This is a genomic window from Streptomyces sp. NPDC001904 (assembly GCF_040297005.1).
In the GTDB taxonomy this organism is placed as follows: Bacteria; Actinomycetota; Actinomycetes; order Streptomycetales; family Streptomycetaceae; genus Streptomyces.
In genome coordinates, this window is sequence record NZ_JBEOYI010000001.1 from 457,638 (window position 1) to 484,445 (window position 26,808).

The window sequence follows — 26,808 nt, forward strand, 5'->3', positions numbered from 1 at the left end:
CGCGCCCCTTTCGGGGCGCTTCCCCGGGTGCGGTCCTGCGGAACGCGGCGCTCGGGATCGTGGGCGCCGCGCTGCTGGCCGCACCCGTGGTGGTGCCGGGCGTCGCGTCGCCGGGGGTGACGGCGTTCGCCGGGGCGCCGGGGTCTGCGGGGAGCTCCGCCGAACCGGGTGGGGCAGCTTCGGGGCCGGGGGAGCCGACCGGGGATCCGGGGGAGCCGACTTCGGGGCCGGGGGAGCCGACCGGGGAGCCCGGTGATCCGGTGCCGACCTCCGCTCCGGGGGAGCCGACCGGTGATCCGGAGCCTCCGACGTCGGGTCCGGGGGAGCCGACCCGTGATCCGGAGCCGCCGACCTCCGCCCCGGTGGAACCGACCCGTGATCCGGACCCGCCGAGTTCGGCCCCGGTGGAACCGACCCGTGACCCGGAGCCGCCGACCTCCGCCCCGGTGGAGCCGACCCGTGACCCGGAGCCGCCGAGTTCGGCTCCGGTGCAACCCACGTACCGCCCGGACCCCTCGGTCCCGCCCAGGCCGACGCAGTCGTCGGCTCCGACGTTGCCGACGCGGGTGCCGACGGCGCCGACCCGGGCTCCCGAGGTTCCGGACCCGGGCCGGAAGCCGCCGCCCGGAGCCGCCCGCAAGGGAGGCGATCCCGATGTCGCGGCCTGGGCGCGCAACGGCAGGCCGGAGCGGCTGGTCGTGCTGCGGCCCGGCACCGTCGCCCTGGTGCGGCGCGGGGCCGTGGTGCGGCGGCTGTACCCGGGCCCCGGCGCCGTCACCCCGGGGTGGCTCTCCGCCAACGCGGGGACCGGCTGGATCACGTACCGGCCGGGACGGCACCCCACGATGCGGGTGCGCGCGGCGATTCTGCTCGCGCCGGGCAGCGCCCTGCAGATCCGGCCCGCCGACGGCACCGTCCTGTTCGCGTCCGGCACCTGGATCAAGGGCTCGCGCGCCGTCCTCGACCTGGCCGGCGCCGCCCTCCGCTCGGCCGGACCGGGGCCCGTGCGGCCCTATCTGGCGATGGGCGCGGGCGGCCGGATGGACATCGTGCGCTCGACCGTCACCGGGTTCGGCCGCCCCGGCCCCGCCGCGGGCTCCGGGGTCACCTGGGCCCGGGGCAGCACCGGCAGCGCCGTCGCCTCGGTGTTCCGCGGCAACCGCACCGGGCTGCGGCTCAACGGCTCCCGCGGGGTCCGGCTCGACCGGGTCACCGTGACCGGGTCGGCCGAGGACGGCGTCGTCCTGAACGCGGACCGCGGCACCACGGTGCACGCCCTGTCCGCCGTGGCCGGCGGGCGGCACGGAGTCGTCGTGGGCGGCACCGACGGCCGCGTCCTGACCGGTGTCGCCACCCGCGCCAACCGTGGCACGGGCATCAAGACGACACCCCAGCGCGGCCTCGTCCTGGACGACCCGGTCGCGTACGGCGACGGCAGCGGTGGCATCCGGCTGATGTCCTGCGCCTCCTGCACCGTCCGCAGTCCCCTGGTCCGGGCGACGGCGGCCGCGATCGCCGTGCTCGGCGCGGACTCCCGGGTGACGGTGAGCGAGCCCGACCTGGCCGGTGACGGCAGCGGTACGGGAATCTCGCTGGCCGCGGGCATCGGCGGCGCGACCGTCCACGGCGGCCGGGCGACCGGTTTCGCGCGGGCCGTCGAGGTCGCCGGAGCGCACGTCGTCGTCGACGGCACCGCGCTCGACGACTGCGTCACCGGCGTCGCCGTGCGCGGCCGGGCCGGTCCCGTCGCGCTGCGCGACCTCGACGTGCGGGCCCACCGGTTCGGGGTCACCGCGTCCGGGACGACCCGGGGCGTGTCCCTGTCCGGGGTGCGGATCGGCGGCGCCACCGTGAAGGGGCTGTCCTCGGCGTCACCGGGGCTGCGGGTCAGCGGCGGCTCGGTCACCGGCGCCCGGACGGCCGTGGACCTGCGCGGCTCGGCCCGCCTGGACCGGCTCGAGGTCAGCGAGGCCCGCCGCGGGGTGCACCTCGCCCCGCGCGCACGGGTCACCGCGGTCGGCCTGGACGTGCTGGCCCGCCGCAAGGGCGTCGACGCCGAGGCGGGTGCCCGCCTCGACCTGACCGACTCCCGGGTGCGGGCGGCCGTCGCGATCTCCGGGGACGGCTCGGTGCACCGGGACGACGCCACCGAGATCAGCCTGCCGCCCTTCCCCTGGCTCGGCCTCGCCGCGCTGGTCGCGCTCGGTCTCGCGGTGCTGCTGCAGACCGTCCACCAGGTCCGGCACCGCAGGACCGCGCCGCCGCGGGTCGCGGGCCACGTCCGCAACACCGCCTGACGGCGTACGGGGAAACGGGGGCAGAGAACGGGCGCACGGAGAACGGGGCGCGGAGAACGGGGGCACAGAGAGGGGCAGCCATGCGAAGGCGGCAGTTCATGGCGGCGGGGGCCGCCGCGGCCGGAGCGGTCCTCGTCGGGTGCTCGTCGGACTCGAAGGACGACCACCCGACGGGCACCCCCACGCCCCCGCCCACCCCCGGGACGGGCCCGCCGCCCACCGGTGGCGCGCGGGCCGTGGCCGGGTTCTTCGGGGCGCAGGTCAGCGCCCGGCACGGCGGGTCGTTCGGCCTCGACCGGGCCGAGCTGCTGGCCGGCGGCGGGCCGGTGCCGGGCCCGGTCCTGCGGGTCAGGTACCCGGCCCGCTCGGCCAGCCCGACGGTGGCCCGCACCTACGACCGGCCCGAGGGCGGCGTCCAGCTCTACCTGCCGCTGCGCTCCGGGCCCGTCGACCGGCTGCACCTGCGGTACTGCCTGCGCTTCCCGGCCGGCTTCGACTTCGTCAAGGGCGGCAAGCTGCCCGGCCTCTACGGGGGGACGGCCACCAGCGGCGGGCACATCCCCGACGGCGACGACGGCCTGTCCACCCGCTACATGTGGCGCTCCGGCGGCCGCGGCGAGGTGTACGCGTACCTGCCCACGTCGAAGGTGCACGGCACCTCGCTCGGCCGCGGCTCCTGGTCCTGGCCGGTCGGCCGCTGGACCTGCGTCGAACAGGCCGTGGTCCTCAACCGCTCCGGGCACCGCGACGGCTCGGTCACCGTGGACCTCGACGGGCGCCGGGTGCTCGCCCGCGACGGCCTGGAGTTCCGCACCACGGACGAGCTGCGCATCGCCGGTGTCTTCTTCTCGACGTTCTTCGGCGGCGGCGACCCCAGCTGGGCCACCCCCCGCACGCAGTACGCGGACTTCACCGCGTTCACCGTCGCGCGCCGCCCCATCGGCCCGCCGCCCGGTCTCCCCTAGGGCCTGTGCCCGGGGCCGCCCCGGCCCTGTCCGGCGACTGTCCGTCCGGCGACGTACTCTGGAGAACCCCGGCCCGTGAGACGTGTCGGGCCCTTTGCGTTGCCCACCCCGGACGGGAAAGGCCAAGGCCCCCATGAGCCTGCACGGACTGCTCGACGCCGTCGTCAAGGACGCGGCCCTCACCGAAGCGGTGAAGGCCGCGGGTGACGGCAACCGCATGCACATCGACCTGGTGGGCCCGCCCGCGTCCCGCCCCTTCACGGTGGCCGCGCTCGCCCGCGAGGCGAAGCGGCCCGTGCTCGCCGTCACCGCGACCGGCCGGGAGGCCGAGGACCTGGCGGCGGCGCTGCGCTCGCTGCTGCCCGCCGACGGCGTCGTGGAGTACCCGTCCTGGGAGACGCTGCCGCACGAGCGCCTCTCCCCGCGCTCGGACACGGTCGGCCGCCGCCTCGCCGTGCTGCGCCGCCTGCGCCACCCGCGTGCCGACGACCCCGAGACCGGCCCGGTCTCGGTGGTCGTCGCCCCGATCCGCTCGGTGCTCCAGCCGCAGGTCAAGGGCCTCGGAGACCTGGAGCCCGTGGCGCTGCGCTCCGGTGGGTCCGCCGATCTGAACGAGACGGTGGAAGCGCTCGCCGCAGCCGCCTACGCCCGCGTCGAACTCGTCGAGAAGCGCGGCGAGTTCGCCGTGCGCGGCGGCATCCTCGACGTCTTCCCGCCGACCGAGGAACACCCGCTGCGCGTGGAGTTCTGGGGCGACGACGTCGAGGAGATCCGCTACTTCAAGGTCGCCGACCAGCGCTCCCTGGAGGTCGCCGAGCACGGCCTGTGGGCGCCGCCCTGCCGCGAGCTGCTGCTCACCGACGACGTCCGCGCCAGAGCGGCTGACCTGGCGGAACAACACCCTGAGCTGGGCGAACTCCTCGGCAAGATCGCCGAGGGCATCGCCGTCGAGGGCATGGAGTCCCTCGCCCCCGTCCTCGTCGACGAGATGGAACTGCTGATCGACGTGCTCCCCGACGGGGCCATGGCGGTCGTCTGCGACCCCGAGCGGGTGCGCACCCGGGCCGCCGACCTGGTGGCGACCTCGCAGGAGTTCCTCCAGGCGTCCTGGGCGGCGTCCGCGACCGGCGGCGAGGCCCCGATCGACGTGGGCGCGGCCTCGCTGCGCTCCATCGCCGACGTCCGGGAGCGGGCCCGCGAGCTGGGCATGATGTGGTGGTCGGTGTCGCCGTTCGCCGCGGACGCCTCCGGCCTCGACACGGACACGCTCCAGCTCGGCCTGCACGCCCCCGAGACGTACCGGGGCGACACCGCCCGCGCCCTGGCCGACACCAAGGGCTGGCTCGCCGACGGGTGGCGCGCGGTCTACGTGACCGAGGGGCACGGCCCCGCCTCCCGCACCGTCGAGGTGCTCGGCGGCGAGGGCATCGCCGCCCGCCTGGAGAAGGATCTGGGCGACCTGGCGCCCTCCGTCGTCCAGGTGTCCTGCGGCAGCCTCGAACACGGCTTCGTGCACCCGGAGTTGAAGGTCGCCGTCCTCACCGAGACCGACCTCACCGGACAGAGGGCGGCCGGCAAGGACGGCCAGCGGATGCCCGCGCGGCGCCGCAAGACCATCGACCCGCTCACCCTCGAATCCGGCGACTACATCGTGCACGAGCAGCACGGTGTGGGCCGCTACATCGAGATGGTGCAGCGCACCGTCCAGGGCGCGACCCGCGAGTACCTCGTCGTCGAGTACGCGCCCGCCAAGCGCGGCCAGCCCGGCGACCGCCTCTACATCCCCACCGACCAGCTGGAGCAGATCACCAAGTACGTCGGTGGCGAGGCGCCCACGCTGCACCGGCTCGGCGGCGCCGACTGGACCAAGACGAAGGCGCGCGCCAAGAAGGCCGTCAAGGAGATCGCCGCCGACCTCATCAAGCTGTACTCGGCCCGCATGGCGGCCCCCGGGCACGCCTTCGGCGCGGACACGCCCTGGCAGCGCGAGCTGGAGGACGCGTTCCCGTACGCGGAGACGCCCGACCAGCTGACCACGATCGCCGAGGTCAAGGAGGACATGGAGAAGACGGTCCCGATGGACCGCCTGATCTGCGGCGACGTCGGCTACGGCAAGACCGAGATCGCGGTGCGCGCCGCCTTCAAGGCGGTCCAGGACGGCAAGCAGGTCGCGGTCCTCGTGCCCACGACCCTCCTCGTCCAGCAGCACTTCGGCACGTTCTCCGAGCGCTACTCCCAGTTCCCGGTCAGCGTGAAGGCGCTGAGCCGCTTCCAGACGGAGACCGAGTCCAAGGCGACCCTGGAGGGGCTGCGCGACGGCTCGGTCGACATCGTCATCGGCACCCACCGGCTGTTCTCCTCCGAGACCAAGTTCAAGGACCTGGGCCTGGTCATCGTCGACGAGGAGCAGCGGTTCGGCGTCGAGCACAAGGAGCAGCTGAAGAAGCTCCGGGCCAACGTCGACGTGCTGACCATGTCCGCGACCCCCATCCCCCGTACGCTCGAAATGGCCGTCACCGGCATCCGCGAGATGTCGACGATCACCACCCCGCCCGAGGAGCGCCACCCGGTCCTCACCTTCGTCGGCCCGTACGAGGAGAAGCAGATCGGCGCGGCCGTCCGCCGCGAGCTGCTGCGCGAGGGCCAGGTCTTCTACATCCACAACCGCGTCGAGTCCATCGACCGCGCGGCGGCCCGGCTGCGCGAGATCGTGCCCGAGGCGCGCATCGCGACCGCCCACGGCCAGATGTCCGAACAGGCCCTGGAACAGGTGGTCGTGGACTTCTGGGAGAAGAAGTTCGACGTCCTCGTCTCCACGACGATCGTCGAGTCCGGCATCGACATCTCGAACGCCAACACGCTCATCGTCGAGCGCGGTGACAACTTCGGCCTCTCCCAGCTGCACCAGCTGCGCGGCCGCGTCGGCCGTGGCCGCGACCGCGGTTACGCGTACTTCCTGTACCCGCCGGAGAAGCCGCTCACGGAGACCGCCCACGAGCGCCTCGCGACCATCGCGCAGCACACGGAGATGGGCGCGGGCATGTACGTGGCGATGAAGGACCTGGAGATCCGCGGCGCGGGCAACCTGCTCGGCGGCGAGCAGTCCGGCCACATCGCCGGGGTCGGCTTCGACCTGTACGTGCGCATGGTCGGCGAGGCCGTCGCGGACTACCGCGCCTCCCTCGAAGGCGGTGTCGAGGAGGAGCCGCCGCTGGAGGTCAAGATCGAGCTACCGGTCGACGCGCACGTCCCGCACGACTACGCGCCGGGGGAGCGGCTGCGCCTCCAGGCCTACCGCTCCATCGCCTCCGCCAACTCCGAGGAGGACGTCACCCACGTCCGCGAGGAACTCACCGACCGCTACGGCAAGCTGCCCGAACCGGTGGAGAACCTGCTGCTCGTCGCGGGCCTGCGCATGCTGGCCCGCGGCTGCGGCGTCGCCGAGATCGTCCTCCAGGGCAACAACATCCGCTTCGCGCCGGTGGAGTTGCGGGAGTCCCAGGAGCTGCGGCTGAAGCGCCTCTACCCCGGCACGGTCATCAAGCCGACCACCCACCAGATCCTGGTCCCGCGCCCGAAGACGGCCAAGGTCGGCGGCAAGCCGCTGGTCGGCCGCCAACTGCTGGCCTGGGTCGGCGAGTTCCTGACGACGATCCTGGGGTCGTGACGCCGGGCCGTCAGTCCGACGCCGCGCGCCGCCGGCGCGGCGTCAGGTCGATGTCGAGCGTGAAGGGGACGGTGACCTTCAGACGGTCGTGGTGGATGCCGGTGACCGCGTAGGAGTTGGTCGCGGGGTCGAGTTCGTACACGTAGACGACGGGCAGGCCGCCGTTCTCCTCGACGCGCCAGAAGTGGGGGATGCGCGCGCCCGCGTACTTGCGGGGCTTGATCTCGCGGTCGCGCTCCTCCGAGTGGGGGGAGACGATCTCGACGGCCAGGAGGATGTCGGACGGGGAGTACCAGGTCTGGGAGGGGCCGGTGAATGCCTCGTCCGGCACCAGCATGAGGTCCGGCTCAGGACGGTTGCGCTTGTCGATCTTCGTGGTCATCTCGCGGACCACCAGCAGATCCTCGGGTGCCTGATCCTCGAACGCACGCTCCAGCAGGCGCAGAGTGAGCATGTGGAAATTGCTCTGCGGACTCCCGAGGAACAGGCCTCCGTCGATCATCTCTGTGTGCGGAGGGAGGCCCGGAATCGTGTCGAGGTCGTCGGCCGTCCAGCCGCCGAGCGGCGGCGTGGGCCACGGGGGCTCCGGCGGCGTCTGCTGCGGCTCGTTGTCGGCGGCGGGGCTCATCAGCGCTCCCATGCGACGGAGTCTGGCGCGTACGGCCAGCGTACTCGGAGGCCTCCGCGGACGGATCGCCGAAACGGGTGACGGGCCGTACGGCTTGCACGGGCCCTTCCGCATCCCCGGGGGGACGCGGGGCATTCGATACCGTGAACCGGCCTGACCGGGACGGCTTGGACCATAAGTGTGCACAGGGGAGGGGTGTCGTGATGCGAGGCGCGGGGCGGGGAGTGGTGGCCGTCGTGCTGGCCGCCGTGGCGGTCACCGGCTGCAAGGCCGATCTGGACACGGACAAGGACGGAAGCGGCAGCGGGGGCGGGAATCCGGGGTCCGGGGCGCAGGGCAAGGCGGGCAGTGCGCTGGCCGCCGTCGACTCGCTCACCGTCAAGGGCCGCGCGCCCAAGACCGGTTACGCGCGGGAACGATTCGGCACCGCCTGGGCCGACACCGACTCCAACAGCTGCGACACCCGCGACGACATCCTGAAGCGGGACCTGAAGGACGTCCGGTTCACCGACGGCAAGTGCAAGGTGGCGGGCGGCTCGCTCGCCCCGGACCCGTACAGCGGCAAGGACGTCACCTTCAAGCGCGGCAGCAGCAAGGTCGACATCGACCACCTCGTCGCGCTCTCCGACGCCTGGCAGAAGGGCGCCTTCAAGTGGGACCCGAGCAAGCGCATCGCGCTCGCCAACGACCCGCTGAACCTGCTCGCCGTCGACGCGACCCCCAACCGCAGCAAGGGCGACGGCGACACCGCGACCTGGCTGCCGCCCAACAAGGGCTACCGCTGCACCTATGTCGCCGGGCAGGTCGCCGTGAAGAAGAAGTACGGGCTGTGGGTGACCGGCGCCGAGCGCGACGCCATGAAGAAGGTGCTGAACACCTGCCCCGACCAGAAGCTCCCCACCGGCGGTAATTCGACTGCGGCACCCTCGCGCTTCCATGCACGATGACCCCATGGACGCACCACCCCGGCCGCACGACGGCCTGACCATCACGACCCTCGCCGACCGGCCCGACCTGGCCGGACCGGTGTGGGCGATGCCCGACAACTGGCCGGTCTTCGTGCCGCACGACCCGGTCGGCGCCCTGCTGATGCACCGCGTGCGCGACGAACTGCCCGAGTACGTGCTCGTCGCGACGGACGCCGAAGGACAGGTCGTGGCACGGGGGTTCAGCGTGCCGTTCGCGCTGCACGCCGAAGGGCGCGGGGAGCTTCCCGACCGGGGCTGGGACCAGGTGCTCCAGTGGGCGTTCGCCGACCGGGAGCGCGGGGTCGTCCCCGACACGGTCAGCGCCGTCGAGATCACGATCGTGCCGGAGATGCAGGGCAAGGGCCTGTCGGGGCGGATGCTCTCGGCGATGCGGGAGAACGCGCGCTCGCGCGGCTTCCGTCAGGTCGTCGCGCCGGTCCGGCCCAGCGCCAAGCACCGGGAACCTGCCGCGCCGATGAGCGAGTACGCGTACCGGGTACGGGACGCGGACGGGCTGCCGCACGACCCGTGGCTGCGGGTGCACGTCCGCGCGGGTGCCGTGATCGAGAAGGTGGCGCCCGCCTCGATGACCGTGTCCGGCTCGCTCGCCCAGTGGCGGGCCTGGACCGGCCTCCCCTTCGACACGGCGGGTCCCGTCGAGGTGCCCGGCGCGCTGGTCCCGGTGCACTGCGCGCCTGGCCTCGACCACGCCGTCTATGTCGAGCCGAACGTGTGGATGCGGCACGCGCTGTGAACACACCGGTGCGGCACGCGCCGTGAGCGCGTGCCGCACCGTCCGCCCCCCTCGGGCGTTCTGAGCGTTACAGCTTCAGGTCCCACTGCGTGCCGTCGTACTCGAAGCTCGGCGTGACCTCGACCGTCAGGTTCCTGGCGTCCGCCGGGGCGTCGAAGGCGTAGACGACGGTCGCCTTCTTGCCGGGCAGGACCGTGCCGTTGAAGCCCGCGCCGACCTTGTCGTCGAAGATCGCCTCGGCGGTCACGCCGTCCTTGCCGGCGCGGGCGTCGGCGGTGAGCAGCGTCGCGTCGAACTTCGCCTTGCTGTCGTTGGTGACCGTGACGGTGACCTTGTAGGCCTTGTTGCCCTTGGTGTGGCCCGCGGCGTACTCGCTCGGGTTGAACGCCACCGCGTTCGACACGGACACCGTCAGGTCGTCGTCGTAGATCACGGAGTCGCCCGCGTCGAGCGTCTTGCCCGCGGCCGGCTTCTCGTCCTTGTCCTTCGTGTCGCCCTTGCCCGCGCCCGCCGCGCCGTCGGCCTTGCCGTCGGCCTTCGTGTCCTTGGCCTTGGTGTCCGACACCGACTTGTTGATCTCGTCGACCGCGTCGCCGACCGCCTTGAAGGTGGTGTACGCGCCGAAGACCGCGAGGCCCATCGCGATCAGGCCGAGGATCGCGCCGGCCAGCGCCACCCCCTTGTTCGTCGCCTCGCCGCGCTTGGCGCGGGCCTTGCCCGTCAGGCCCAGGATCAGGGCGATCACGCCGAGGACACCGGCCAGCCAGAACAGGATCGGGATCACCCCGGACAGGGCGCCGATGATGCCCAGGATCAGCGCCGCCGTCCCCAGCCCGTTCCGCGCGACCTGCTGCGGCTGGTGCTGCGGCTGCTGGAACGGCGGGTACTGCGGGTGCTGCTGGGGCTGGGTGTGAGACATGACAGTTCCTCCGAGATGAGAGACGCCAACCTCCCCCCGGCTTTCCGTGTATCCGGCGGTTGGCTGGGTCAAGAACACCATCATCTGTGAACCGAGTCAACCGCGTACACAGGATTTTTAATGTGAACACCTGTGAATGCGGTTCTTAGGTGGAGGTCGGTAGGCTCCGGTGTACACGCCATGCCACGAGGGGAGCCGAAGCGGTGCAGGACAACGCGACAGAGGTGACGGCCGCCGGAATCGCCCGGCTCGCCGGGGTCGGCCGGGCCGCGGTCTCCAACTGGCGGCGCCGCCACGCCGACTTCCCCAAGCCCGTGGGCGGCACCGACACCAGCCCCTCCTTCGGGCTCGCCGAGGTCGAGGAATGGCTGCGCGCCCAGGGCAAGCTCGCCGAGGTGCCGCTGCGCGAGCGCGTCTGGCAGCAGCTCGCCGGACACCCCGCGGGCCCGGTCACCGCGCTGCTGCACGCCGGAAGCGTCCTGCTGCTCGTGCACGACCGGCCCACCGAATGGCTCGCCCTGAGCGCCACGACGGACGACCACGGTCTCGCCGAGCGGCTGTCGGCCGCCCTCGAAGGCGTCCTCACCCCCCGCTTCGGGCCGCCCGCCGAGCGCGCCCTCACGACACCGGGGCCCGCCGCCCTCGTCCCGTCCGTGCCGCTGCTGCGCGGCGCCGCCGAACTCGCCGCGGACACCGGCGCCCGCCGCGCCTTCGCGTTCCTGCTCGGCCGCCACCTGGACGCGAACCCGCGCCAGTACACACTGACGCCGCCCGGACCCGCCGCACTGATGGCCGCCCTCGCCGGACCCGCCGCCACCGCGCTGGACCCGGCCTGCGGAACCGGCGCCCTGCTGCACGCCGTGCGCACCCACGGCAGCCGCTCCGAACAGCGGCTCTACGGCCAGGACTCGGCCCCCGAACTGGCCGCGCTGACCGCCCTGCGGCTCGCCCTCGACGGGCCCGCGGGGGAGGGCGAGGGCCCCACCGTGCGCACCGCCGCCGCCGACACCCTGCTCGCCGACGCGCTCGGCGACGTCACCGCCGACGTGGTCCTCGCCCACCCGCCGTTCAACGAGCGCGGCTGGGGCCACGACGAGCTGGCCTACGACCCGCGCTGGGAGTACGGCTTCCCCGCCCGCACCGAGTCCGAACTGGCCTGGGTGCAGCACGCGTTGGCCCGCCTCAGGGACGGCGGCACCGCGGTCCTGCTGATGCCGCCGACCGTCGCCTCCCGCCGCTCGGGCCGCCGGATCCGCGCCGACCTGCTGCGCCGCGGCGCCCTGCGCGCGGTGATCGCGCTGCCCGCCGGCGCGGTCCCGCCGAACAACATCCCGCTGCACCTGTGGGTGTTGCGCAGGCCCGCAGGCGCGGCCGCGCCGGGCCCGGCCCCCGAACTGCTGCTCGTCGACACCACCTCGCTGGCCGCCCCCGGCGACGTGCGCGAGAAGCAGGCGTGGGCCGCCGTGCAGGACGCCGTGCTCGACGCCTGGCACACCTTCGACCGCGCCGGAACGCTGAAGGAGCGCCCCGGAGTGGCCCGCTCGGTGCCGGTCATCGAACTCCTCGACGACGAGGTCGACCTCGCGCCCGCCCGCCGGCTGCCCCCGCCGGCCGCGGGCGGGGGCGGCGCCGCCGAACTGACCGCCGTGCGCGAGGACCTCGCCGGGACCCTCCGGCTCACCACGAAGCTCACCCCGGACTCCGCCGTCCCCGCCGGCGAACCGGCCCGCTGGCCGCTGACCACGGTCGGTGAACTCGCGCGCGCGGGAGCCCTGTTCCTGCGCACCCCGGCCGCATCCGGGGCCGACTCCCGCGCCGGCGGGCCCGCGCGCACGGCGGTCCCCGTCCTCACCGACCACGACGTCCTCACCGGCGCCGCCCCCTCCGGCACCTTCACCGGGGACGACGAGCCGTTCCTGCTGCGGGCCGGGGACGTCGTCGTGCCCGTCGTCGGCGGCGGCGCCACCGCCCGCGTCGTCGACGGGGACACCGCGGGCGCCGCCCTCGGTCGCGGTCTCGCCCTGCTGCGCCCCGACCCGGCCGCGCTCGACCCCTGGTTCGTCGCCGGGTTCCTGCGCTCCACCGCCAACAACCGGCAGGCCAGCAGCTACGCCTCCACGGCGACCCGGCTCGACGTGCGCCGGCTGCAACTGCCGCGCCTTCCGCTGCCCGAACAGGCCGGGTACGGCGAGCGGTTCAAGGCGCTGGCCGCCTTCGAGGACGCGCTGCGGCTCGCCTCCCGGCTCGGCGAACAGCTCGTCCAGGGCCTCCACGACGGTCTGACGGACGGCACGCTCGCACCGGAGTGAGCGCCACCGGGTGAGCAGGTCCACAACGGTTCGGTACAACCCTGGGCCGGTTGTCGCAGTCGGCCTATACGCTCGATGGAGCACGCGGTTCGAACACCAGCCACAACCAGCAGGAGCATCCATGCACGGCCACGGCTACGCGCCTCCGCCCAGGCTCCCCTCGTCCGGAGCGCAGGCGGGTCTGCGCGTGCTCTTCGTGGCCATCGCCGTACTGTCGTGCGGCTTCCTGGCGTTCGTGCCGGTGCTCCGGCTCGCCGTGACCACCCGCAGGAAGGTCGACTGGGGCGTCTTCGCCGGTGTCGCCGCGGTCCAGCTGCTCTGCTGGGCGGGGGTGATCAGCGACCCGGGCGCCGAGGAGTTCACCACCTGGTGGGGCAACACCGCGATGGGCCTCATGCTCGTGAACATGGTCGTCTCGATCACGTACTACCTGGTCGGCGACATCCGCTCCGTCCGCAGCAACCCGCTGCCCGTGGGCCCGGCGCCGTACGGCATGCAGCCGCCGCCGCCCGTGTACGGCTACCCGCAGCCCCAGCAGTACCCGCAGGCGCCCGTCGCGCCGCCGGTGCACGGGATGACCACGCAGACGGGCGGCACCGCGCCCCTGCCCAACCCCACGCCCGCACCCACGCCCACGCCCGCTCCCGCTCCCCAGCCGAACGGCCAGGGCCAGCCCCCGCAGCGCATCGACCAGGTCCGCGCCGAGCTGGACGAGTTGAGCGACTACCTGCGCAAGCAGGACGGCGGTCGGTGACGGCTTTGTCCTCTCTGTCGGGGCTCCCCACCACCGGCGGCCACCTCATCGCGGGCCGCTACGAACTCTCCTCGCTCATCGGCCAGGGCGGCATGGGCCAGGTCTGGACGGCGTACGACCAGCGCCTGGACCGCCGTGTCGCGGTGAAGCTGGTGCGCCCCGACCGGGTCGCGGGCGCCGAGGCCGAGGAGCTGCGCCGCCGCTTCCTGCGCGAGTGCCGCGTCACCGCCCAGGTCGACCACCCCGGCCTGGTCACCGTGCACGACGCGGGCACCGAGGGCACCCAGGGCGGCGCCTCGTTCCTGTACCTCGTCATGCAGTACGTCGACGGCTCCGACCTCGCCGACCACCTCGCCGAGCACGACCCCTACCCGTGGCAGTGGGCGGTCTCGATCGCCGCGCAGCTGTGCGCCGTGCTGTCGGCCGTGCACGCGGTGCCGATCGTCCACCGCGACCTCAAGCCGCGCAACGTGATGGTGAAGAAGGACGGCACCGTCACCGTCCTCGACCTCGGCGTCGCCTCCGTGCTCGACACTGACACCACCCGCCTCACCCACACCGGCTCACCCATCGGCACGCCCGCGTACATGGCGCCCGAGCAGGCGATGGGCGGTGCCGTCGGCCCGTACACCGACCTGTACGCGCTCGGCGTGCTGCTCCACGAACTCCTCAGTGGCGACGTCCCGTTCGCGGGCACCACCGCCCTCGGCATCCTCCACCGCCATCTGTACGAGTCCCCGGTCCCGGTCCGCCAGCTGCGCCCCGAGGTCCCCGAGGCGCTGGAGCAGCTCGTCCTGCGGCTGCTCGCGAAGGACCCGCAGCACCGGCCGGCGTCCGCCCAGCAGACGTACGAGGAGCTGCTGCCGCTGCTGCCCGCGCGGGGCGTGCCCACCGGCCGCCCGCTCGACCCCACCCGCCCGTTCCTGCGCCCGCACGCCCCGTGGCCCGACCGGGCCGTGACCCCGGCGCCGCAGCCCGCGGGCTCCGACGTCCAGGGCGACCGGCCCGACGTGGCCCGCGCCGTCGACGAGGTCAAGCGCCTCCTCGGCGAGGGCCGCATCACCCAGGCCGTCGACATCCTCGGCGCGATCCTGCCCGCCGCGGCCGCCCAGCACGGCGAGCACTCACCCGTCGTCCGTACCCTGCGCAAGCAGTACGCGGCGACGCTCATGGACGACGGCCAGTACCGCCGCGCCCTGCCCGAACTGCGCCGCCTCGCCGACGAGCGGGCCGCGGAGGCGGGCCACGCCGACCCGCAGTCCCTCCAGTTCCGCTACGAGGTCGCCCAGTGCCTCGAAGCTCTCGGCGAACCGGCCGCGGCGCTGGCCGAGTACCGCTCCCTGCTGCCGTACTACGAGAACCAGTACGCGACCACGGACCTGCGGCTCGCCCTCGAAGTGCGGCGCCGCATCGGGCAGTTGCTGCTCGCCGTCGGCGACCGGGGAGCCGCCCAGGAGACCCTGGTCCGGCTGCTGCACGACGCGGAGCGGATGCACGGCCCGGCCCACCCGTTCCCCTCCGAGGTCCGCCGCACCCTGCAGTGGCTGGGGCAGGTCAGGGGCTGAGCGGCAAAGAACCGGACAACCGACGGTCAAGAACTGTCCGATCGCTGTCCAACACCTGTGCGAGCAGGCATGATCGGCTTGCTCGCAGTGTGCCGCCTCCCGGCGTGCCCGTACCCCGCCTCTCTGCCGGCGGGTCCTGCCGGCGCCTCCTCGTACTCCTCCCGAGAAACACCTCTTCCATGCGCTCGATATCCCGGATGTCCCGGGCCGCCGTCCTGCTCGGTGCCGCCGCCGTCCTCCCGCTCGCTCTGACCGCGTGCTCGTCGGACGACTCCGCCGACGGCGCCGGCACCACGGCGACGTCCTCCACCGCGAAGACCGCGAAGACCGCGAAGACCTCGAAGACCGCGAACCCCGACGCGGGCCCGGCCACCGGCGCCCGGCTGAAGAAGGCGCTCGCGCCCGCGTCGTTCTTCGGCGCCGGCTACACCCTGGACAAGTCCGCGGCCCGCGACACCGGCACCACGTACCAGGAGCCGAGCAGCGACCCCGCCGCCGTGGCGAAGCCGGACTGCGCCAAGCTCGGCGGCACCAGCTGGATCGCCATCACCGGCGACGAGGGCGTCTCCTTCGCGCAGAACGACTACGTGAACGCCGACTCCACCGCCGACATCGCCCAGGAGATCGACGAGTTCCGGGGCACGACGGGCACCGCCGTCATGACCCGCCTGGTGAAGGCCGTCGCCGCCTGCGACACCTACCGGGACAAGGACACCAGGTCCGACGTGCACGTGTCCGGCACCGCGGTCGCGGGGCTCGGCGACGACGCGTACCGGATCACCCTCACCGACATGGCCTGGGACAACGGCACGACGCTGATCGCCGTCCGCACGGGCACCTCGGTCGTCACGGTCATGTCGACGGACGGCCACGACAACGGCGCGGCCACCGCCGGCAAGCTCGCGAAGCGAGTGACCGGCAGCCTGTAGGCCGCCGCATCCACGCACGGACAACAAGGGGTGGGAACCGCATGACCGTACGCACGTCCAAGAGGACCGGCAGCCACCGGCTCTCCAAGCGCAACCGCCACCTCGCCTGGGGCGCGGCCGGAGCCCTCGTCGTCGCCGGTGGCGCCTTCGCCGCGACCACCGCGTCCGCGGCCACCGCCTGGCCCGCGCAGAAGACGTTCACCGGCCGCGCCTTCGACACCTGCACGGCGCCCTCGGCCGCCGCGATGAAGGCCTGGAACACCGGGTTCTACGGGGCGGCCGCCGTCTACGTGGGCGGCAAGAACCGCGGCTGCGCCCAGCCCAACCTCACCGCGTCCTGGGTCAAGACGGTCAGCGCGCAGGGCTGGAAGCTGATCCCGCTCTACGTGGGCGCCCAGCCGCCGTGCCAGACCGGCACCCGCAACGAGAAGATGACCACGTCCGACGCGGCCTCGCTCGGCACCGCCGACGGCAAGGACGCCGTGGCGAAGTCCGCCGCGCTCGGCATGAAGGCGGGCAGCGCGATCTACCTGGACATGGAGCCGTACGACACCGCGAACAGCTCCTGCAACAAGGCGGTCCTGAACTACGTCCGCGCCTTCGACAAGGTGCTGCGCGGCAAGATCTACCGGGCCGGCTACTACGGCTTCTCCAGCTCCAGCGCCGCCGCGATCGCCACCGCCACCGACCGCACCGACCTGCCCGGCAACCTCTGGTACGCCAAGTGGGACAAGGTGAACACCACCACGTCCGACTGGCCGTGGTCGAAGACGCTCTACACGGACCACAGCCGCGCCCACCAGTACATGGTCAACAGCAAGGAGAAGCGCGGCAGTTACACCATCACGGTGGACCGCAACGCCTGGGACGCGCCGGTCGCCGTCGTCGGCTGAGCCATCGGGGTCCGGCGGCCGGGGGCGATACCTCATCTCCCGACGAATCGTTGTCGAATAGGTGGCCGAGCCCGCGGTCACCTCCTACCATCGATCACCGCCGGACTTTGTGCACCGACGCACAAACTCGCCGCAGGGAGGCCACCTTGCACCGCCGCCGTACCGCGCTCGTCCTGTCCACCGCCGCCGTCGCCGCGCTCCCCGTCCTCACCGCCTGCGGAAGCGAGGCGCATCCCGGCGCCGCGGCCGTCGTGGGCGGCCAGCGCATCACCGTCTCCCAGCTGGAGAGCAGGGTGAGCGAGGTGCGCCGGGCACAGCAGGACGTCACCGCCGACGGTGCGCAGTACGAGCAGGCCGTCGCCAAGTCCGGCGGCCTCACCCGCAACACCCTGCACACCATGGTCCTGGACCGGGTGCTGCACCGCGCCGCCACCGACGCCGGCGTCTCCGTCTCCCGCAGGGAGATGCAGCAGATGCGGGCGGGCCTGGAGCAACAGGCGGGCGGCGCGAAGCAGTTGGAGGCGGCCTGGCTCCAGCAGTACAACGTCGCGCCCAAGCGGCTCACCGAGTCGCTGCGCACCGAGATCGAGGCGCAGAAACTGTCGACGTCGCTCGGCGTCGACACCCAGACCCCCGCGGGCCAGGCCGCCTTCTGGAAGGCGCTCTCCCGGGCCTCCAGGGAACTGAACATCGACCTCAACCCGCGCTACGGCAGCTGGGGCGTCACCAAGACCGGCACGGTGGGCCGTGTCGACGCCAAGACCCCCTGGCTGACCCAGGTCACCCAGGAGCAGCCGGCGGACCAGCAGCAGACGGCCTAGTACGCATGCGGTCGGCGGCCTGCGTTACGTTCGAGGCGTGAACGACGACACCTCTTCCGACGCCGGCCGCGTCGTCCTGCTCACCACCAGCCACCGGGTCGCCCCCGGGCTGCTCTCCTGGCAGGCGTGGCAGGTCCTGCACGCCGCCGACGACGTGCTCTGCGCCGACCCCGAGCACCCGCAGCTGCCGTACCTGAAGGAAGCGGGCGTCGAGGTCACCCTCGGCGCGCCCGCCGCCCGCGACCTCGTCGAGCGCTGCGCCGACGGCGGCCGCACCGTCGTCGTGCTGACCACGGCGGAGGGCGACCGCCGCCTCACCGACGGCCTGGCGGCGCTGGCCGGCTCCGGCCGCGTCGCGATGCCCTCCCTCGAACTCCTCCCCGGCTCCTACGACCTGCCGGGCGCCCGCCTCCTCGACCTCGTCCAGGTCATGGACCGCATCCGCCGGGCCTGCCCCTGGTCGGCCCTGCGCACCCACGAGGACCTGGCGAAGTACGTCATCGAAGAGGCCTACGAGCTGGTCGAGGCGATCGAGGCCGGGGACCGGGACGAGCTGCGCGAGGAGCTGGGCGACGTGCTGCTCCAGGTCGTCTTCCACGCCCGGATCGCGGAGGAGGACCCCGAGGAGCCGTTCTCCGTCGACGACGTGGCGGGCGCCATCGTCGACAAGCTCATCCACCGCCACCCCCATGTCTTCGGCGACGAGAGCGCGGCCACCCCCGAGGAGGTCCGGGAGATCTGGCTGCGCAAGAAGGCCGAGTCGAAGCAGCGCGCCTCGGTGACGGACGGCGTGCCGGTCGGCCAGCCGGGCCTGGCCCTCGCCGCGAAGCTCGGCTCGCGCGTGCGCACGGCGGGCCTGGACGTCCCGGTCCCGGCCGGGGAGGGCGTCGGCGACGAACTGCTGGCCCTGGCGCTGCGCGCCGAGGCGTCCGGCATCGACCCGGAAGCGGAGCTCCGGGCGGCGGCCCGCGCCTACCGGGACGCGGTGCGCGCCGCCGAGGGGCTGTAGGGCCGGTCAGCGCGGGGTGAACTCCACGGGCAGCGTCCGCAGCCCCCGCATGATGAGCCCGCCGCGCCAGCGCAGCTCGGCGGGGTCCTCGCCGAGGCGCAGGTCCGGCAGCCGGGTCAGCAGCGTCGCCAGCGCCGTGTGCCCCTCCAGGCGGGCGAGCGGGGCGCCGATGCAGTAGTGGATCCCGTGCCCGTACCCCAGGTGCTTGTTGTCGCCGCGGGCCAGATCGAGGGTGTCGGGGCTGTCGAAGCGGGCGGGGTCCCGGTCCGCCGCGGCCAGCACCACGAGCACCGGGTCGCCCTCGGCGACCGCGACCCCGCCGATCTCCAGGTCCTCGGTCGCGTACCGCCAGGTCGCCATCTCCACGGGCCCGTCGAAGCGCAGCAGTTCCTCCACGCCCGTCTCCAGCAGTCCGTGCTCGCCGCGGGCGAGGGCGCTCTGCAGGACGGCCCGCTGCTCGGGGTGGCGCAGCAGGGCGTGGGTGCCGTTGCCGATGAGGTTGATGGTCGTCTCGAACCCGGCGAAGAGCAGCACGAAGCACATCGCCACCACCTCGTCCTCGGTGAGGTGCTCGCCGTGGTCGGAGGCGCGGATGAGGCCGGAGATCAGGTCGTCGCCGTCGCCGAGGCGCTTGCGGTGGATGAGGTCGGCGAGATAGCGGCGGATCTTCTTCACGGCGCGGGCGACCCCGCCGCGCGGCCCCTTGCCGTGGCGGATCATCATGCCCGCCCAGTCGCGCAGGTCGTCCTGGTCCTCGCGCGGGACGCCCAGCAGGTCGCAGATGGCGTAGATGGGGAGCGGGAAGGCGAACTCGTGGATGAGGTCGGCGCTGCCCCGGGCGGCGAAGCCGTCGATGAGGCCGTCCGTCAGTTCCTGGACGCGCGGGGCGAATTCGGCGACCCGGCGCGGGGTGAAGGCCTTGGAGACCAGGCGCCGCAGCCGGGTGTGGTCCGGCGGGTCGATGTTCAGCAGATGGGTCATCAGGCCCGCGCTGCGCTCGCCGGGGATACCGGTCTTGCTCTTGCCCTGCGCGTCGTCCGCGTGATGCACCGGGTTCTTGGACAGCCGCTGGTCCGCGAGCGCCTGGCGCGCGTCCGCGTAACGCGTCACCAGCCAGGCCTCGACGCCGCTGGGCAGCGTGGTGCGGTGCACGGGGGAGTGCTCGCGCAGCCAGGCGTAGGCGGGATACGGATCGGTGGCGAACTCCCAGGTGAAGAGTTCGGGGGCGGGCGCGGTGTTCACATCCCGACCGTACCCGGGGGCGGTCGGTGCAGGTGGAACCCGTGTGACCGGCGCCACTCGGGATCGGCGGCGCGGCGTCGTGGGACGGTTTGTCGTGATCTTGAAAAGCCGTGAACCGGGCCTATTCGCCGCACAGTTCGCGACCCCTCACAGGTGGTTGAAAACTGACGTTGTGTCAAATCTGTGATGGTGACGTGATCTACGCTGCATCGACTTGTGACAAGCGTTCGAGTCCCGCTACGTTCACCAGTCATCGCGACACACGCACAACAGGCACCACACATCCACCCTGTCGCGTGCAGCAGTATCAGTCTCGCGAAAGGCAACCGCATGCTCTCCGGGAACGGCCGACACCGTCGCCCCCGCCAGGCCCCTGCTCTCGTCGTCGCCGCCGGAGTCACCGGCAGCGCCATCGCGATCCCGCTGCTGGGCGCGACGGGCGCGGGCGCGGCGACGGCCACCACGTGGGACAAGGTCGCCGAGTGCGAGAGCGGCGGGCAGTGGAGCCTGGACTCGGGCGACGGCTACTACGGCGGCCTGCAGTTCTCGCAGGAGGTCTGGGAGCAGTACGGCGGGCTCGACTACGCGCCGCGGGCCGACCAGGCCAGCCGCTCGCAGCAGATAGCCGTCGCCGAGAAGGTCCTCGACGACAAGGGGCCGACCGCCTGGCCGGGCTGCTCGGTCACGGCGGGGCTCGCCAAGGGCGACGGCTCGGCGGACGTCGACCCGGGTGCCAGTGCCACCCCGCAGCCGTCGGACTCGGCCGACGCGAACGCGGACTCCGACGCGGATTCCGGAGACAAGAATCACGACGAGTCCGGCGCATCGGACAAGGCGTCGGGCAAGTCGTCCGGCAAGGCTTCGGGCAAGTCGTCCGACGACGCGTCAGACGAGGCGACGCAGGACGCGTCGAGCCGGCCGTCGGACGAGGCGTCCGACGGGGCGTCAGCCGACAGCTCCGCCGATACCGGCGGTAACAGCGCGGACGACGACGCGTCGACCCCGTCCGGCACCGCCCCGTCGAACTCCCCGGCCGCCACCGACTCCAGCGGCTCCGAGGGCGCCTCGTCCGGTGGCCGCCACCGGGGCGACCCCGCCGCCGACGACGCCGACTCGCGTACGGGGGACGGCCGTCACGCCTCCCGCGGCGAACAGCGCGACGACGAGGCCTACGTGGTCCGCTCGGGTGACAGCCTCTGGGACATCGCCGACGCCCACGACGTGCGCGGCGGGTGGTCCGCGCTCTACGACGCGAACAAGAAGACGGTCGGCACCGACCCCGACCTCATCCTCCCTGGTCAGAGTCTGGATCTTGGGCCCGAATCGGTCGAAAAGTAGCGGGAGTTACGGGGTCTTTGAGGCTTGTATGTCCGCTTTTGTTCGAGTGAGACATGAGTCTCAAAGACCCTGATCGTCTTTGAAATCGGGCGGATCCACTGCTTACGGTCGTCACCGCTCGCCACAGCGGGCCCCGACGGACGTCACGCCGAATCCTGCCAACGTCCGTACGGGAACAGTCGACGCGTCAGCGCCGTAGGCAGGAGCGGGGGACCCAGGTAAGCCGCCCTCCCGGGAGACCGGAGGGGCTAGGGGTTAAGTCGCGCACAAGGATGCGCGGCCGGGCACTCACTGGTCCGAACCCGACAGCTCACCTCGTAGGCGTCGGTGAGGGGATCTCTCCATGCTGCTTTCCAGCAAGGGCAAGCACCGCCGCCCGTCCAAGGCTGTCCGTGTCGCCACGCTCGCCGGTGTCGCCGGTGCCGCCGTCGCCGTCCCGCTGATGGGCGCCACGTCCGCCTCCGCCGCCTCCACCTCCGAGTGGGACCAGGTCGCGCAGTGCGAGTCCGGTGGCAACTGGTCGATCAACACGGGCAACGGCTTCTCCGGTGGCCTCCAGTTCTCCCCGTCCACCTGGGCGGCCTACGGCGGCACGCAGTACGCGTCCTCCGCCGCCGGCGCCTCCAAGGCCCAGCAGATCTCGGTCGCCGAGAAGGTCCTCGCCTCGCAGGGCAAGGGCGCCTGGCCGAGCTGCGGCGTGAACCTGTCCGGCGCCTCCACGGGCAACTCCGCCCCGGCCCCGCAGCAGGACACCCAGCAGTCGCAGCAGCAGCAGAGCCAGCCGCAGCAGCAGGAGCAGAAGTCGACGGAGCAGCACACCGACTCCTCGGTCGCCTCCCGCTCGCAGTCGCGCGACACCGTGACCACCCCCACCGGCCAGAAGGTCGAGAAGGGTGACGGCGAGTACAAGGTCAAGACCGGCGACACCCTCAGCAAGATCGCCGACGCGCACGGCACGAGCTGGCAGAAGGTGTTCAAGCTCAACAAGGACATCGTCAAGGACGCCGACCTGATCTTCCCGGGCCAGCAGCTCCACCTGAAGTAGGACCCCGCGGGAGTGCCGCGGGCCCGGCATCGGCGGACGCCGAGCCCCCGGCCGCACCCCCGTCCCCACCCCCCAGTGGGCCGCTCACCTGAGCAGCCCCCGCCCCATGCAGCGGGCGGGGGCTGCTGTCTTTGTTCCGTTAAGAAACATTTCGCTCTGGGCGTTGTCCACGAGCCGGGCGGTCGGCTGGCCGATGCCCCGGAGCCGGTTAGGCTCAGTGGGTCGGGACCGAACCATCCGGCCCCGCACAGTCCGCGTCACATCCCAGAAGGAGATGCTCGTGCCGTCCATCGACGTCGTCGTAGCCCGGGAAATCCTGGACTCCCGAGGCAACCCCACGGTCGAGGTCGAGGTCGGCCTCGACGACGGCAGCACGGGTCGTGCTGCTGTTCCGTCCGGCGCCTCCACCGGAGCCTTCGAGGCCATCGAACTCCGCGACGGTGACCCCAACCGTTACCTCGGCAAGGGCGTCGAGAAGGCCGTTCTCGCCGTCATCGAGCAGATCGGCCCGGAGCTCGTCGGCTACGACGCCACCGAGCAGCGCCTCATCGACCAGGCGATGTTCGACCTGGACGCCACGGACAACAAGGGCTCGCTGGGCGCCAACGCCATCCTCGGCGTCTCGCTCGCCGTCGCGCACGCCGCCTCCGAGGCGTCCGACCTGCCGCTGTTCCGCTACCTCGGTGGCCCGAACGCGCACCTGCTGCCCGTCCCGATGATGAACATCCTCAACGGTGGGTCGCACGCCGACTCCAACGTCGACATCCAGGAGTTCATGATCGCCCCGATCGGCGCGGAGTCCTTCTCCGAGGCCCTTCGCTGGGGCGCCGAGGTCTACCACACCCTCAAGAAGGTGCTGAAGACCAAGGGCCTGTCCACCGGCCTCGGCGACGAGGGCGGCTTCGCCCCGAACCTGGAGTCGAACCGCGCCGCGCTCGACCTCATCCTCGAAGCGATCAAGGAGGCCGGCTACATCCCCGGCCAGCAGATCGCGCTCGCGCTGGACGTCGCCGCCTCCGAGTTCTACAAGGACGGCAAGTACCAGTTCGAGGGCAAGGAGCGCTCGGCGGCCGAGATGACCGAGTACTACGAGGAGCTCGTCTCCGCGTACCCGCTCGTCTCCATCGAGGACCCGCTGTACGAGGACGACTGGGCCGGCTGGAACGTCATCACCGAGAAGCTGGGCGACAAGGTCCAGCTCGTCGGCGACGACCTGTTCGTCACCAACCCGGAGCGCCTCGCCCGCGGCATCGAGGAGAACTCGGCCAACGCCCTCCTGGTGAAGGTCAACCAGATCGGCTCGCTCACCGAGACCCTGGACGCCGTCGAGCTGGCCCAGCGCAACGGCTTCAAGTGCATGATGTCGCACCGCTCGGGCGAGACCGAGGACGTGACGATCGCGGACCTCGCCGTCGCCACGAACTGCGGCCAGATCAAGACCGGCGCCCCGGCCCGCTCCGAGCGCGTCGCCAAGTACAACCAGCTCCTGCGCATCGAGGAGATCCTGGACGACGCGGCCGTCTACGCCGGCCGCAGCGCTTTCCCCCGCTTCAAGGGCTGACCGCTCCTGACGCCCGCTTGAGGCGGTAGTTCCGTACGTCCCCGCACTCGGTCCCGTACCGTGTGCGGGGACGTACGCACGTAGGAACACAGCCAGGCAGTCGGACGGGGAGGCGGAGGAGCCATGCCGGGAAAGCTCCGAGACAGGGGCCGTGACGACTCGGCCCGCTTCTCCACGGCGACCCGTCTGCGCCTGCTCGGCGAGCAGACCGCGGAGCGGGTCTACCGGTCGCAGACCAAGCGCCAGGCGCGACGCTCCCGGCTGACCGGCCGCGCGGCGCTGCTCGCCCTGGTCGTCTGCACCCTCGTCGTCGCGCTCGCCTATCCCATGCGGCAGTACGTCTCCCAGCGCGGCGAGATCGCGGACCTCCAGCGCCAGCAGCAGCAGGCCAAGGACCGGGTCGACCGGCTCCGCGACGAGAAGGCCCGCTGGCAGGACGACGCGTACGCCGAGCAGCGGATCCGGGAGCGCCTGCACATGGTGATGCCGGGCGAGACCGGCTACGTGGTGCCCGACGCGCGGGCCACCACCTCCGGGCGCCCGGACCAGAGCCCGGCCGAGCGCGCCTGGTACTCGAACGTCTGGGACGGCGTCGACAAGGCCGACCAGGCAGCCAACTGACACGAAAGACACCCGAGAACAGTCATGGACACGCCCCCGCCCCAGACCGAGCGCACCGAGCCCACGGACGCCGACATCCACGCGTTCAAGGAGCAGCTCGGCCGCCCGCCGCGCGGCCTGCGCGCCATCGCCCACCGCTGCCCCTGCGGCAACCCGGACGTGGTCGAGACGGCCCCGCGTCTGGAGGACGGCACTCCGTTCCCGACGACGTACTACCTGACGTGCCCCCGCGCGGCCTCCGCCATCGGCACGCTGGAGGCCAACGGCGTCATGAAAGAGATGACGGAGCGCCTCAAGACGGACGAGGACCTGGCGGCGAAGTACCGCGCGGCCCACGAGGACTACCTCGCCCGCCGCGACGCCATCGAGGTCCTGGAGGGCTTCCCCAGCGCGGGCGGCATGCCGGACCGTGTGAAGTGCCTGCACGTGCTGGTCGGCCACTCCCTGGCGGCTGGCCCGGGTGTGAACCCGCTCGGCGACGAGGCGATCGCGATGCTGCCCGAGTGGTGGAAGAAGGGGCCGTGCGTGAGCGCCTGCGGCGTGGCGGAGGAGAGCGAATGACCCGCGTGGCGGCCATCGACTGCGGTACGAACTCGATCCGGCTCCTCGTCGCGGACGCGAACCCGCGGACGGGCGAGCTGGTCGACCTGGACCGCCGGATGACGATCGTCCGGCTCGGCCAGGGCGTCGACCGGACGGGCCGGCTGGCCCCGGAGGCGCTGGAGCGCACCTTCGCCGCCTGCCGCGAGTACGCCGCGGTGATCAAGGAACTCGGGGCCGAGAAGGTCCGCTTCGTCGCGACGTCGGCGTCCCGCGACGCCGAGAACCGCGACGAGTTCGTCCAGGGCGTCCTGGACATCCTGGGCGTCGAGCCCGAGGTGATCACGGGCGACCAGGAGGCCCAGTTCTCCTTCACGGGTGCGACGAAGGAACTGACCGGCCGCGCCGACCTCGACACGCCCTACCTGGTCGTGGACATCGGCGGCGGGTCGACCGAGTTCGTGGTCGGCGACGACACCGTGGAGTCGGCCCTCTCCGTCGACATCGGCTGCGTCCGGATGACCGAGCGGCACCTCGCGGGCGAGGACGGGCGGATCACCGACCCGCCCACCGCCGGGCAGATCGCGGCGATCCGCGCCGACATCACCGAGGCCCTCGACCGGGTCACGCAGACCGTCCCGATCCGCTCGGCCCGCACCCTGGTGGGCCTGGCCGGTTCGGTGACGACGGTGGCGGCCCTGGCCCTCGGCCTGACCGCCTACGACTCGACGGCGATCCACCACTCCCGCATCTCCTACGCCAAGGTCGCCGAGCTCACCGACTGGCTCCTGACCTCGACCCACGACCAGCGCGCCCTGAAGCCGGTCATCCACCCCGGCCGGGTCGACGTGATCGCCTCCGGCGCGCTGGTGCTCCGCCTGATCATGGAGTGGATCGGCGCGGACGAGGTCGTGGTCAGCGAGCACGACATCCTGGACGGGATCGCCTGGTCCGTGGCCTGACCCCGGTCCCCGCGGCGCGGCCCCCTTGTAGGGTGCCGCGCATGGGGGAGACGACGGCGCGGTACGGCGCCTATCGGACCGATCCGCTGTGGGCCGTGGCAGGGATCTGCCTCAGTGCCCTGGTGGTCTGCTCGGGGCTCGCGCTCTTCGGAATGCTGGAGTTCGACGAGCGGTGCATGCAGGGGATCACCAAGGGGCCCGGCGCCCTCGGCGAGGTGCGTCAGCAGGCGTTCCCGCCCGCGACGGTCTGCGAGTTCGCCGGCGGGGACGTCACGTCCGTCGGCGGGCGGTGGCCGCTCGCCGCGCTGCTGTGGCTGGCCATGGCGGGGTTCGTGGGCTGTCTGCTGGTGGCGCTGGTCGCCGAGTGCTTCGAGCCGGCCCCGGGCCGTGATCACGTGATGCCGATGTCCAGGGCGGCCAAGCTGGGCCGTACCGGCACGGCGTTCTTCGTGACCGGCTCGGTCTTCGCCGGGTTCTACGCGCTGGTGGGGTGGCGGCTCCTGGCCGGTCCCTCCTCGGCCTGCGCGAGAGGGGCGGACTGGGGTTCCGAGGTGCCGCGGACCCTGGACCCCGGCTTTCTGCCGCCCCAGGCGACCTGCCGCTACACCAGTGGCATCACGAAGCAGCTGAACCCCGACTGGATGGCGTCCCTCGCCGTCGCACTGGCCGTCCCCGCGCTGCTCGCGGGCCTCGGATTCGCCCTCGCCTGGTGGCGGTGGCGGCAGGAGCGCAGGGCCGCGAAAGCGCCACTTCTGAGCGCGCCGCACGGCGTCTGAGCACCCCGAAAGGGGGACGCCACACCCTCCGGCGACACCCCGTCGGGAAACTTCGTGAAGTTCTTCACAAGGAATTCGGCCCTGTTGGACGCCGTTACGGGCCCTTGGGTCCGTCCGGGGCCCGCGAAGGGCTCCGGCGAAGGGGGTCCGCCGGGTTCCACGGGTGTTACGCGCGGATGAAATCCGGGAGTGGTCCAGTGCCGCCGAATGCCCACCGTCGCTGCTCAAGAGGGGTGTGCAACGAC

22 protein-coding genes and 1 riboswitch are annotated in these 26,808 nt (G+C 72.7%); of the genes, 19 read left to right on the forward strand and 3 right to left on the reverse strand.

Annotated features, from left to right (window positions below; all coding sequences use genetic code 11):
* The first annotated feature begins 554 nt into the window (after window positions 1–554).
* The 3 genes from ABT127_RS02035 to mfd all read left to right on the forward strand — a co-directional run bounded on the left by ABT127_RS02035 (window position 555) and on the right by mfd (window position 6,929).
* On the forward strand, window positions 555–2,297 hold the full coding sequence (locus tag ABT127_RS02035) for a right-handed parallel beta-helix repeat-containing protein (RefSeq protein ID WP_351443927.1): 1,743 nt from the start codon (window positions 555–557) through the stop codon (window positions 2,295–2,297).
* 80 nt (window positions 2,298–2,377) lie between these two features.
* On the forward strand, window positions 2,378–3,262 hold the full coding sequence (locus ABT127_RS02040) for a polysaccharide lyase (RefSeq protein ID WP_351443928.1): 885 nt from the start codon (window positions 2,378–2,380) through the stop codon (window positions 3,260–3,262).
* A gap of 133 nt (window positions 3,263–3,395) precedes the next feature.
* Window positions 3,396–6,929 (forward strand): transcription-repair coupling factor, encoded by a 3,534-nt coding sequence (gene mfd / locus ABT127_RS02045; RefSeq protein WP_351443929.1) that lies wholly within the window; start codon window positions 3,396–3,398, stop codon window positions 6,927–6,929.
* A gap of 10 nt (window positions 6,930–6,939) precedes the next feature.
* Here the strand turns inward: mfd and ABT127_RS02050 are convergent, their stop codons facing one another.
* Complete coding sequence (locus ABT127_RS02050) at window positions 6,940–7,557, reverse strand: Uma2 family endonuclease (protein WP_351444053.1); 618 nt, start codon at window positions 7,555–7,557, stop codon at window positions 6,940–6,942.
* 203 nt (window positions 7,558–7,760) lie between these two features.
* Between ABT127_RS02050 and ABT127_RS02055 the strand changes: the two genes are divergently transcribed.
* Window positions 7,761–8,504 carry an HNH endonuclease family protein gene (locus ABT127_RS02055; protein WP_351444054.1) on the forward strand — a complete coding sequence of 248 codons (744 nt, stop codon included), beginning with the start codon at window positions 7,761–7,763 and terminating at the stop codon, window positions 8,502–8,504.
* Window positions 8,505–8,508: 4 nt separating this feature from the next.
* Window positions 8,509–9,279, forward strand: coding sequence for a GNAT family N-acetyltransferase (locus ABT127_RS02060; RefSeq protein ID WP_351443930.1), 771 nt, complete (start codon window positions 8,509–8,511; stop codon window positions 9,277–9,279).
* Between the two features lie 67 nt (window positions 9,280–9,346).
* Here the strand turns inward: ABT127_RS02060 and ABT127_RS02065 are convergent, their stop codons facing one another.
* Window positions 9,347–10,198, reverse strand: a complete 852-nt coding sequence (locus tag ABT127_RS02065) for a DUF4190 domain-containing protein (protein WP_351443931.1) — start codon at window positions 10,196–10,198, stop codon at window positions 9,347–9,349.
* A gap of 203 nt (window positions 10,199–10,401) precedes the next feature.
* On the opposite strand from ABT127_RS02065, the gene ABT127_RS02070 reads away from it, so the two are divergent.
* The 7 genes from ABT127_RS02070 (at window position 10,402) to ABT127_RS02100 (ending at window position 18,478) form a co-directional block, all read left to right on the forward strand.
* Window positions 10,402–12,507: an N-6 DNA methylase gene (locus ABT127_RS02070; RefSeq protein WP_351443932.1), complete on the forward strand. Its 2,106-nt coding sequence runs from the start codon at window positions 10,402–10,404 to the stop codon at window positions 12,505–12,507.
* A 121-nt stretch (window positions 12,508–12,628) separates the two neighbouring features.
* The gene (locus ABT127_RS02075; protein WP_351443933.1) at window positions 12,629–13,261 is read left to right on the forward strand and encodes a hypothetical protein; all 633 of its coding nucleotides are present in this window, start codon (window positions 12,629–12,631) and stop codon (window positions 13,259–13,261) included.
* Window positions 13,258–14,826: a protein kinase domain-containing protein gene (locus ABT127_RS02080; protein WP_502971609.1), complete on the forward strand. Its 1,569-nt coding sequence runs from the start codon at window positions 13,258–13,260 to the stop codon at window positions 14,824–14,826. Before ABT127_RS02075 ends, ABT127_RS02080 begins: the two co-directional genes overlap by 4 nt.
* A gap of 179 nt (window positions 14,827–15,005) precedes the next feature.
* Window positions 15,006–15,755, forward strand: a complete 750-nt coding sequence (locus ABT127_RS02085; RefSeq protein ID WP_351443934.1) for a hypothetical protein — start codon at window positions 15,006–15,008, stop codon at window positions 15,753–15,755.
* A gap of 41 nt (window positions 15,756–15,796) precedes the next feature.
* Window positions 15,797–16,648, forward strand: a complete 852-nt coding sequence (locus ABT127_RS02090) for a glycoside hydrolase domain-containing protein (RefSeq protein WP_351443935.1) — start codon at window positions 15,797–15,799, stop codon at window positions 16,646–16,648.
* Between the two features lie 146 nt (window positions 16,649–16,794).
* Complete coding sequence (locus ABT127_RS02095; RefSeq protein WP_351443936.1) at window positions 16,795–17,469, forward strand: SurA N-terminal domain-containing protein; 675 nt, start codon at window positions 16,795–16,797, stop codon at window positions 17,467–17,469.
* A gap of 37 nt (window positions 17,470–17,506) precedes the next feature.
* Complete coding sequence (locus ABT127_RS02100; RefSeq protein ID WP_351443937.1) at window positions 17,507–18,478, forward strand: nucleoside triphosphate pyrophosphohydrolase; 972 nt, start codon at window positions 17,507–17,509, stop codon at window positions 18,476–18,478.
* A gap of 6 nt (window positions 18,479–18,484) precedes the next feature.
* Here ABT127_RS02100 and ABT127_RS02105 read toward each other — a convergent pair whose 3' ends face one another.
* Window positions 18,485–19,720, reverse strand: coding sequence for a cytochrome P450 family protein (locus ABT127_RS02105; protein ID WP_351443939.1), 1,236 nt, complete (start codon window positions 19,718–19,720; stop codon window positions 18,485–18,487).
* A 330-nt stretch (window positions 19,721–20,050) separates the two neighbouring features.
* Here ABT127_RS02105 and ABT127_RS02110 point away from each other — a divergent pair, with 330 nt between their 5' ends.
* From ABT127_RS02110 to ABT127_RS02140, 7 genes are all read left to right on the forward strand, one after another.
* Window positions 20,051–21,058 (forward strand): transglycosylase family protein, encoded by a 1,008-nt coding sequence (locus tag ABT127_RS02110; RefSeq protein WP_351443940.1) that lies wholly within the window; start codon window positions 20,051–20,053, stop codon window positions 21,056–21,058.
* A gap of 181 nt (window positions 21,059–21,239) precedes the next feature.
* A riboswitch (cyclic di-AMP (ydaO/yuaA leader) is annotated at window positions 21,240–21,397 on the forward strand.
* Between the two features lie 4 nt (window positions 21,398–21,401).
* Entirely contained in the window at window positions 21,402–22,103 is a 702-nt protein-coding gene (locus ABT127_RS02115; protein ID WP_351443942.1) for a transglycosylase family protein, read from the forward strand.
* Window positions 22,104–22,383: 280 nt separating this feature from the next.
* Window positions 22,384–23,664 carry a phosphopyruvate hydratase gene (gene eno, locus ABT127_RS02120; protein WP_026245643.1) on the forward strand — a complete coding sequence of 427 codons (1,281 nt, stop codon included), beginning with the start codon at window positions 22,384–22,386 and terminating at the stop codon, window positions 23,662–23,664.
* Between the two features lie 123 nt (window positions 23,665–23,787).
* A complete protein-coding gene (locus tag ABT127_RS02125; RefSeq protein ID WP_351443944.1) occupies window positions 23,788–24,285 on the forward strand; it encodes an FtsB family cell division protein in 498 nt (165 codons plus the stop codon).
* 24 nt (window positions 24,286–24,309) lie between these two features.
* Window positions 24,310–24,846 (forward strand): DUF501 domain-containing protein, encoded by a 537-nt coding sequence (locus ABT127_RS02130; protein WP_351443946.1) that lies wholly within the window; start codon window positions 24,310–24,312, stop codon window positions 24,844–24,846.
* Window positions 24,843–25,787: a Ppx/GppA phosphatase family protein gene (locus ABT127_RS02135; protein ID WP_351443947.1), complete on the forward strand. Its 945-nt coding sequence runs from the start codon at window positions 24,843–24,845 to the stop codon at window positions 25,785–25,787. Before ABT127_RS02130 ends, ABT127_RS02135 begins: the two co-directional genes overlap by 4 nt.
* 41 nt (window positions 25,788–25,828) lie before the next feature.
* Complete coding sequence (locus ABT127_RS02140) at window positions 25,829–26,563, forward strand: hypothetical protein (protein WP_351443948.1); 735 nt, start codon at window positions 25,829–25,831, stop codon at window positions 26,561–26,563.
* The last annotated feature ends 245 nt before the right edge of the window (window positions 26,564–26,808 follow it).

Coding starts and splice junctions, on each gene's coding strand:
- ABT127_RS02040 (WP_351443928.1), top strand. CDS start 2,378: ATGCGAAGGCGGCAGTTCATGGCGGCGGGGGCCGCCGCGGCCGGAGCG.
- mfd (WP_351443929.1), top strand. CDS start 3,396: ATGAGCCTGCACGGACTGCTCGACGCCGTCGTCAAGGACGCGGCCCTC.
- ABT127_RS02050 (WP_351444053.1), bottom strand. CDS start 7,557: ATGAGCCCCGCCGCCGACAACGAGCCGCAGCAGACGCCGCCGGAGCCC.
- ABT127_RS02055 (WP_351444054.1), top strand. CDS start 7,761: ATGCGAGGCGCGGGGCGGGGAGTGGTGGCCGTCGTGCTGGCCGCCGTG.
- ABT127_RS02060 (WP_351443930.1), top strand. CDS start 8,509: ATGGACGCACCACCCCGGCCGCACGACGGCCTGACCATCACGACCCTC.
- ABT127_RS02065 (WP_351443931.1), bottom strand. CDS start 10,198: ATGTCTCACACCCAGCCCCAGCAGCACCCGCAGTACCCGCCGTTCCAG.
- ABT127_RS02075 (WP_351443933.1), top strand. CDS start 12,629: ATGCACGGCCACGGCTACGCGCCTCCGCCCAGGCTCCCCTCGTCCGGA.
- ABT127_RS02085 (WP_351443934.1), top strand. CDS start 15,006: ATGCGCTCGATATCCCGGATGTCCCGGGCCGCCGTCCTGCTCGGTGCC.
- ABT127_RS02090 (WP_351443935.1), top strand. CDS start 15,797: ATGACCGTACGCACGTCCAAGAGGACCGGCAGCCACCGGCTCTCCAAG.
- ABT127_RS02110 (WP_351443940.1), top strand. CDS start 20,051: ATGCTCTCCGGGAACGGCCGACACCGTCGCCCCCGCCAGGCCCCTGCT.
- ABT127_RS02115 (WP_351443942.1), top strand. CDS start 21,402: ATGCTGCTTTCCAGCAAGGGCAAGCACCGCCGCCCGTCCAAGGCTGTC.
- ABT127_RS02125 (WP_351443944.1), top strand. CDS start 23,788: ATGCCGGGAAAGCTCCGAGACAGGGGCCGTGACGACTCGGCCCGCTTC.
- ABT127_RS02130 (WP_351443946.1), top strand. CDS start 24,310: ATGGACACGCCCCCGCCCCAGACCGAGCGCACCGAGCCCACGGACGCC.
- ABT127_RS02135 (WP_351443947.1), top strand. CDS start 24,843: ATGACCCGCGTGGCGGCCATCGACTGCGGTACGAACTCGATCCGGCTC.
- ABT127_RS02140 (WP_351443948.1), top strand. CDS start 25,829: ATGGGGGAGACGACGGCGCGGTACGGCGCCTATCGGACCGATCCGCTG.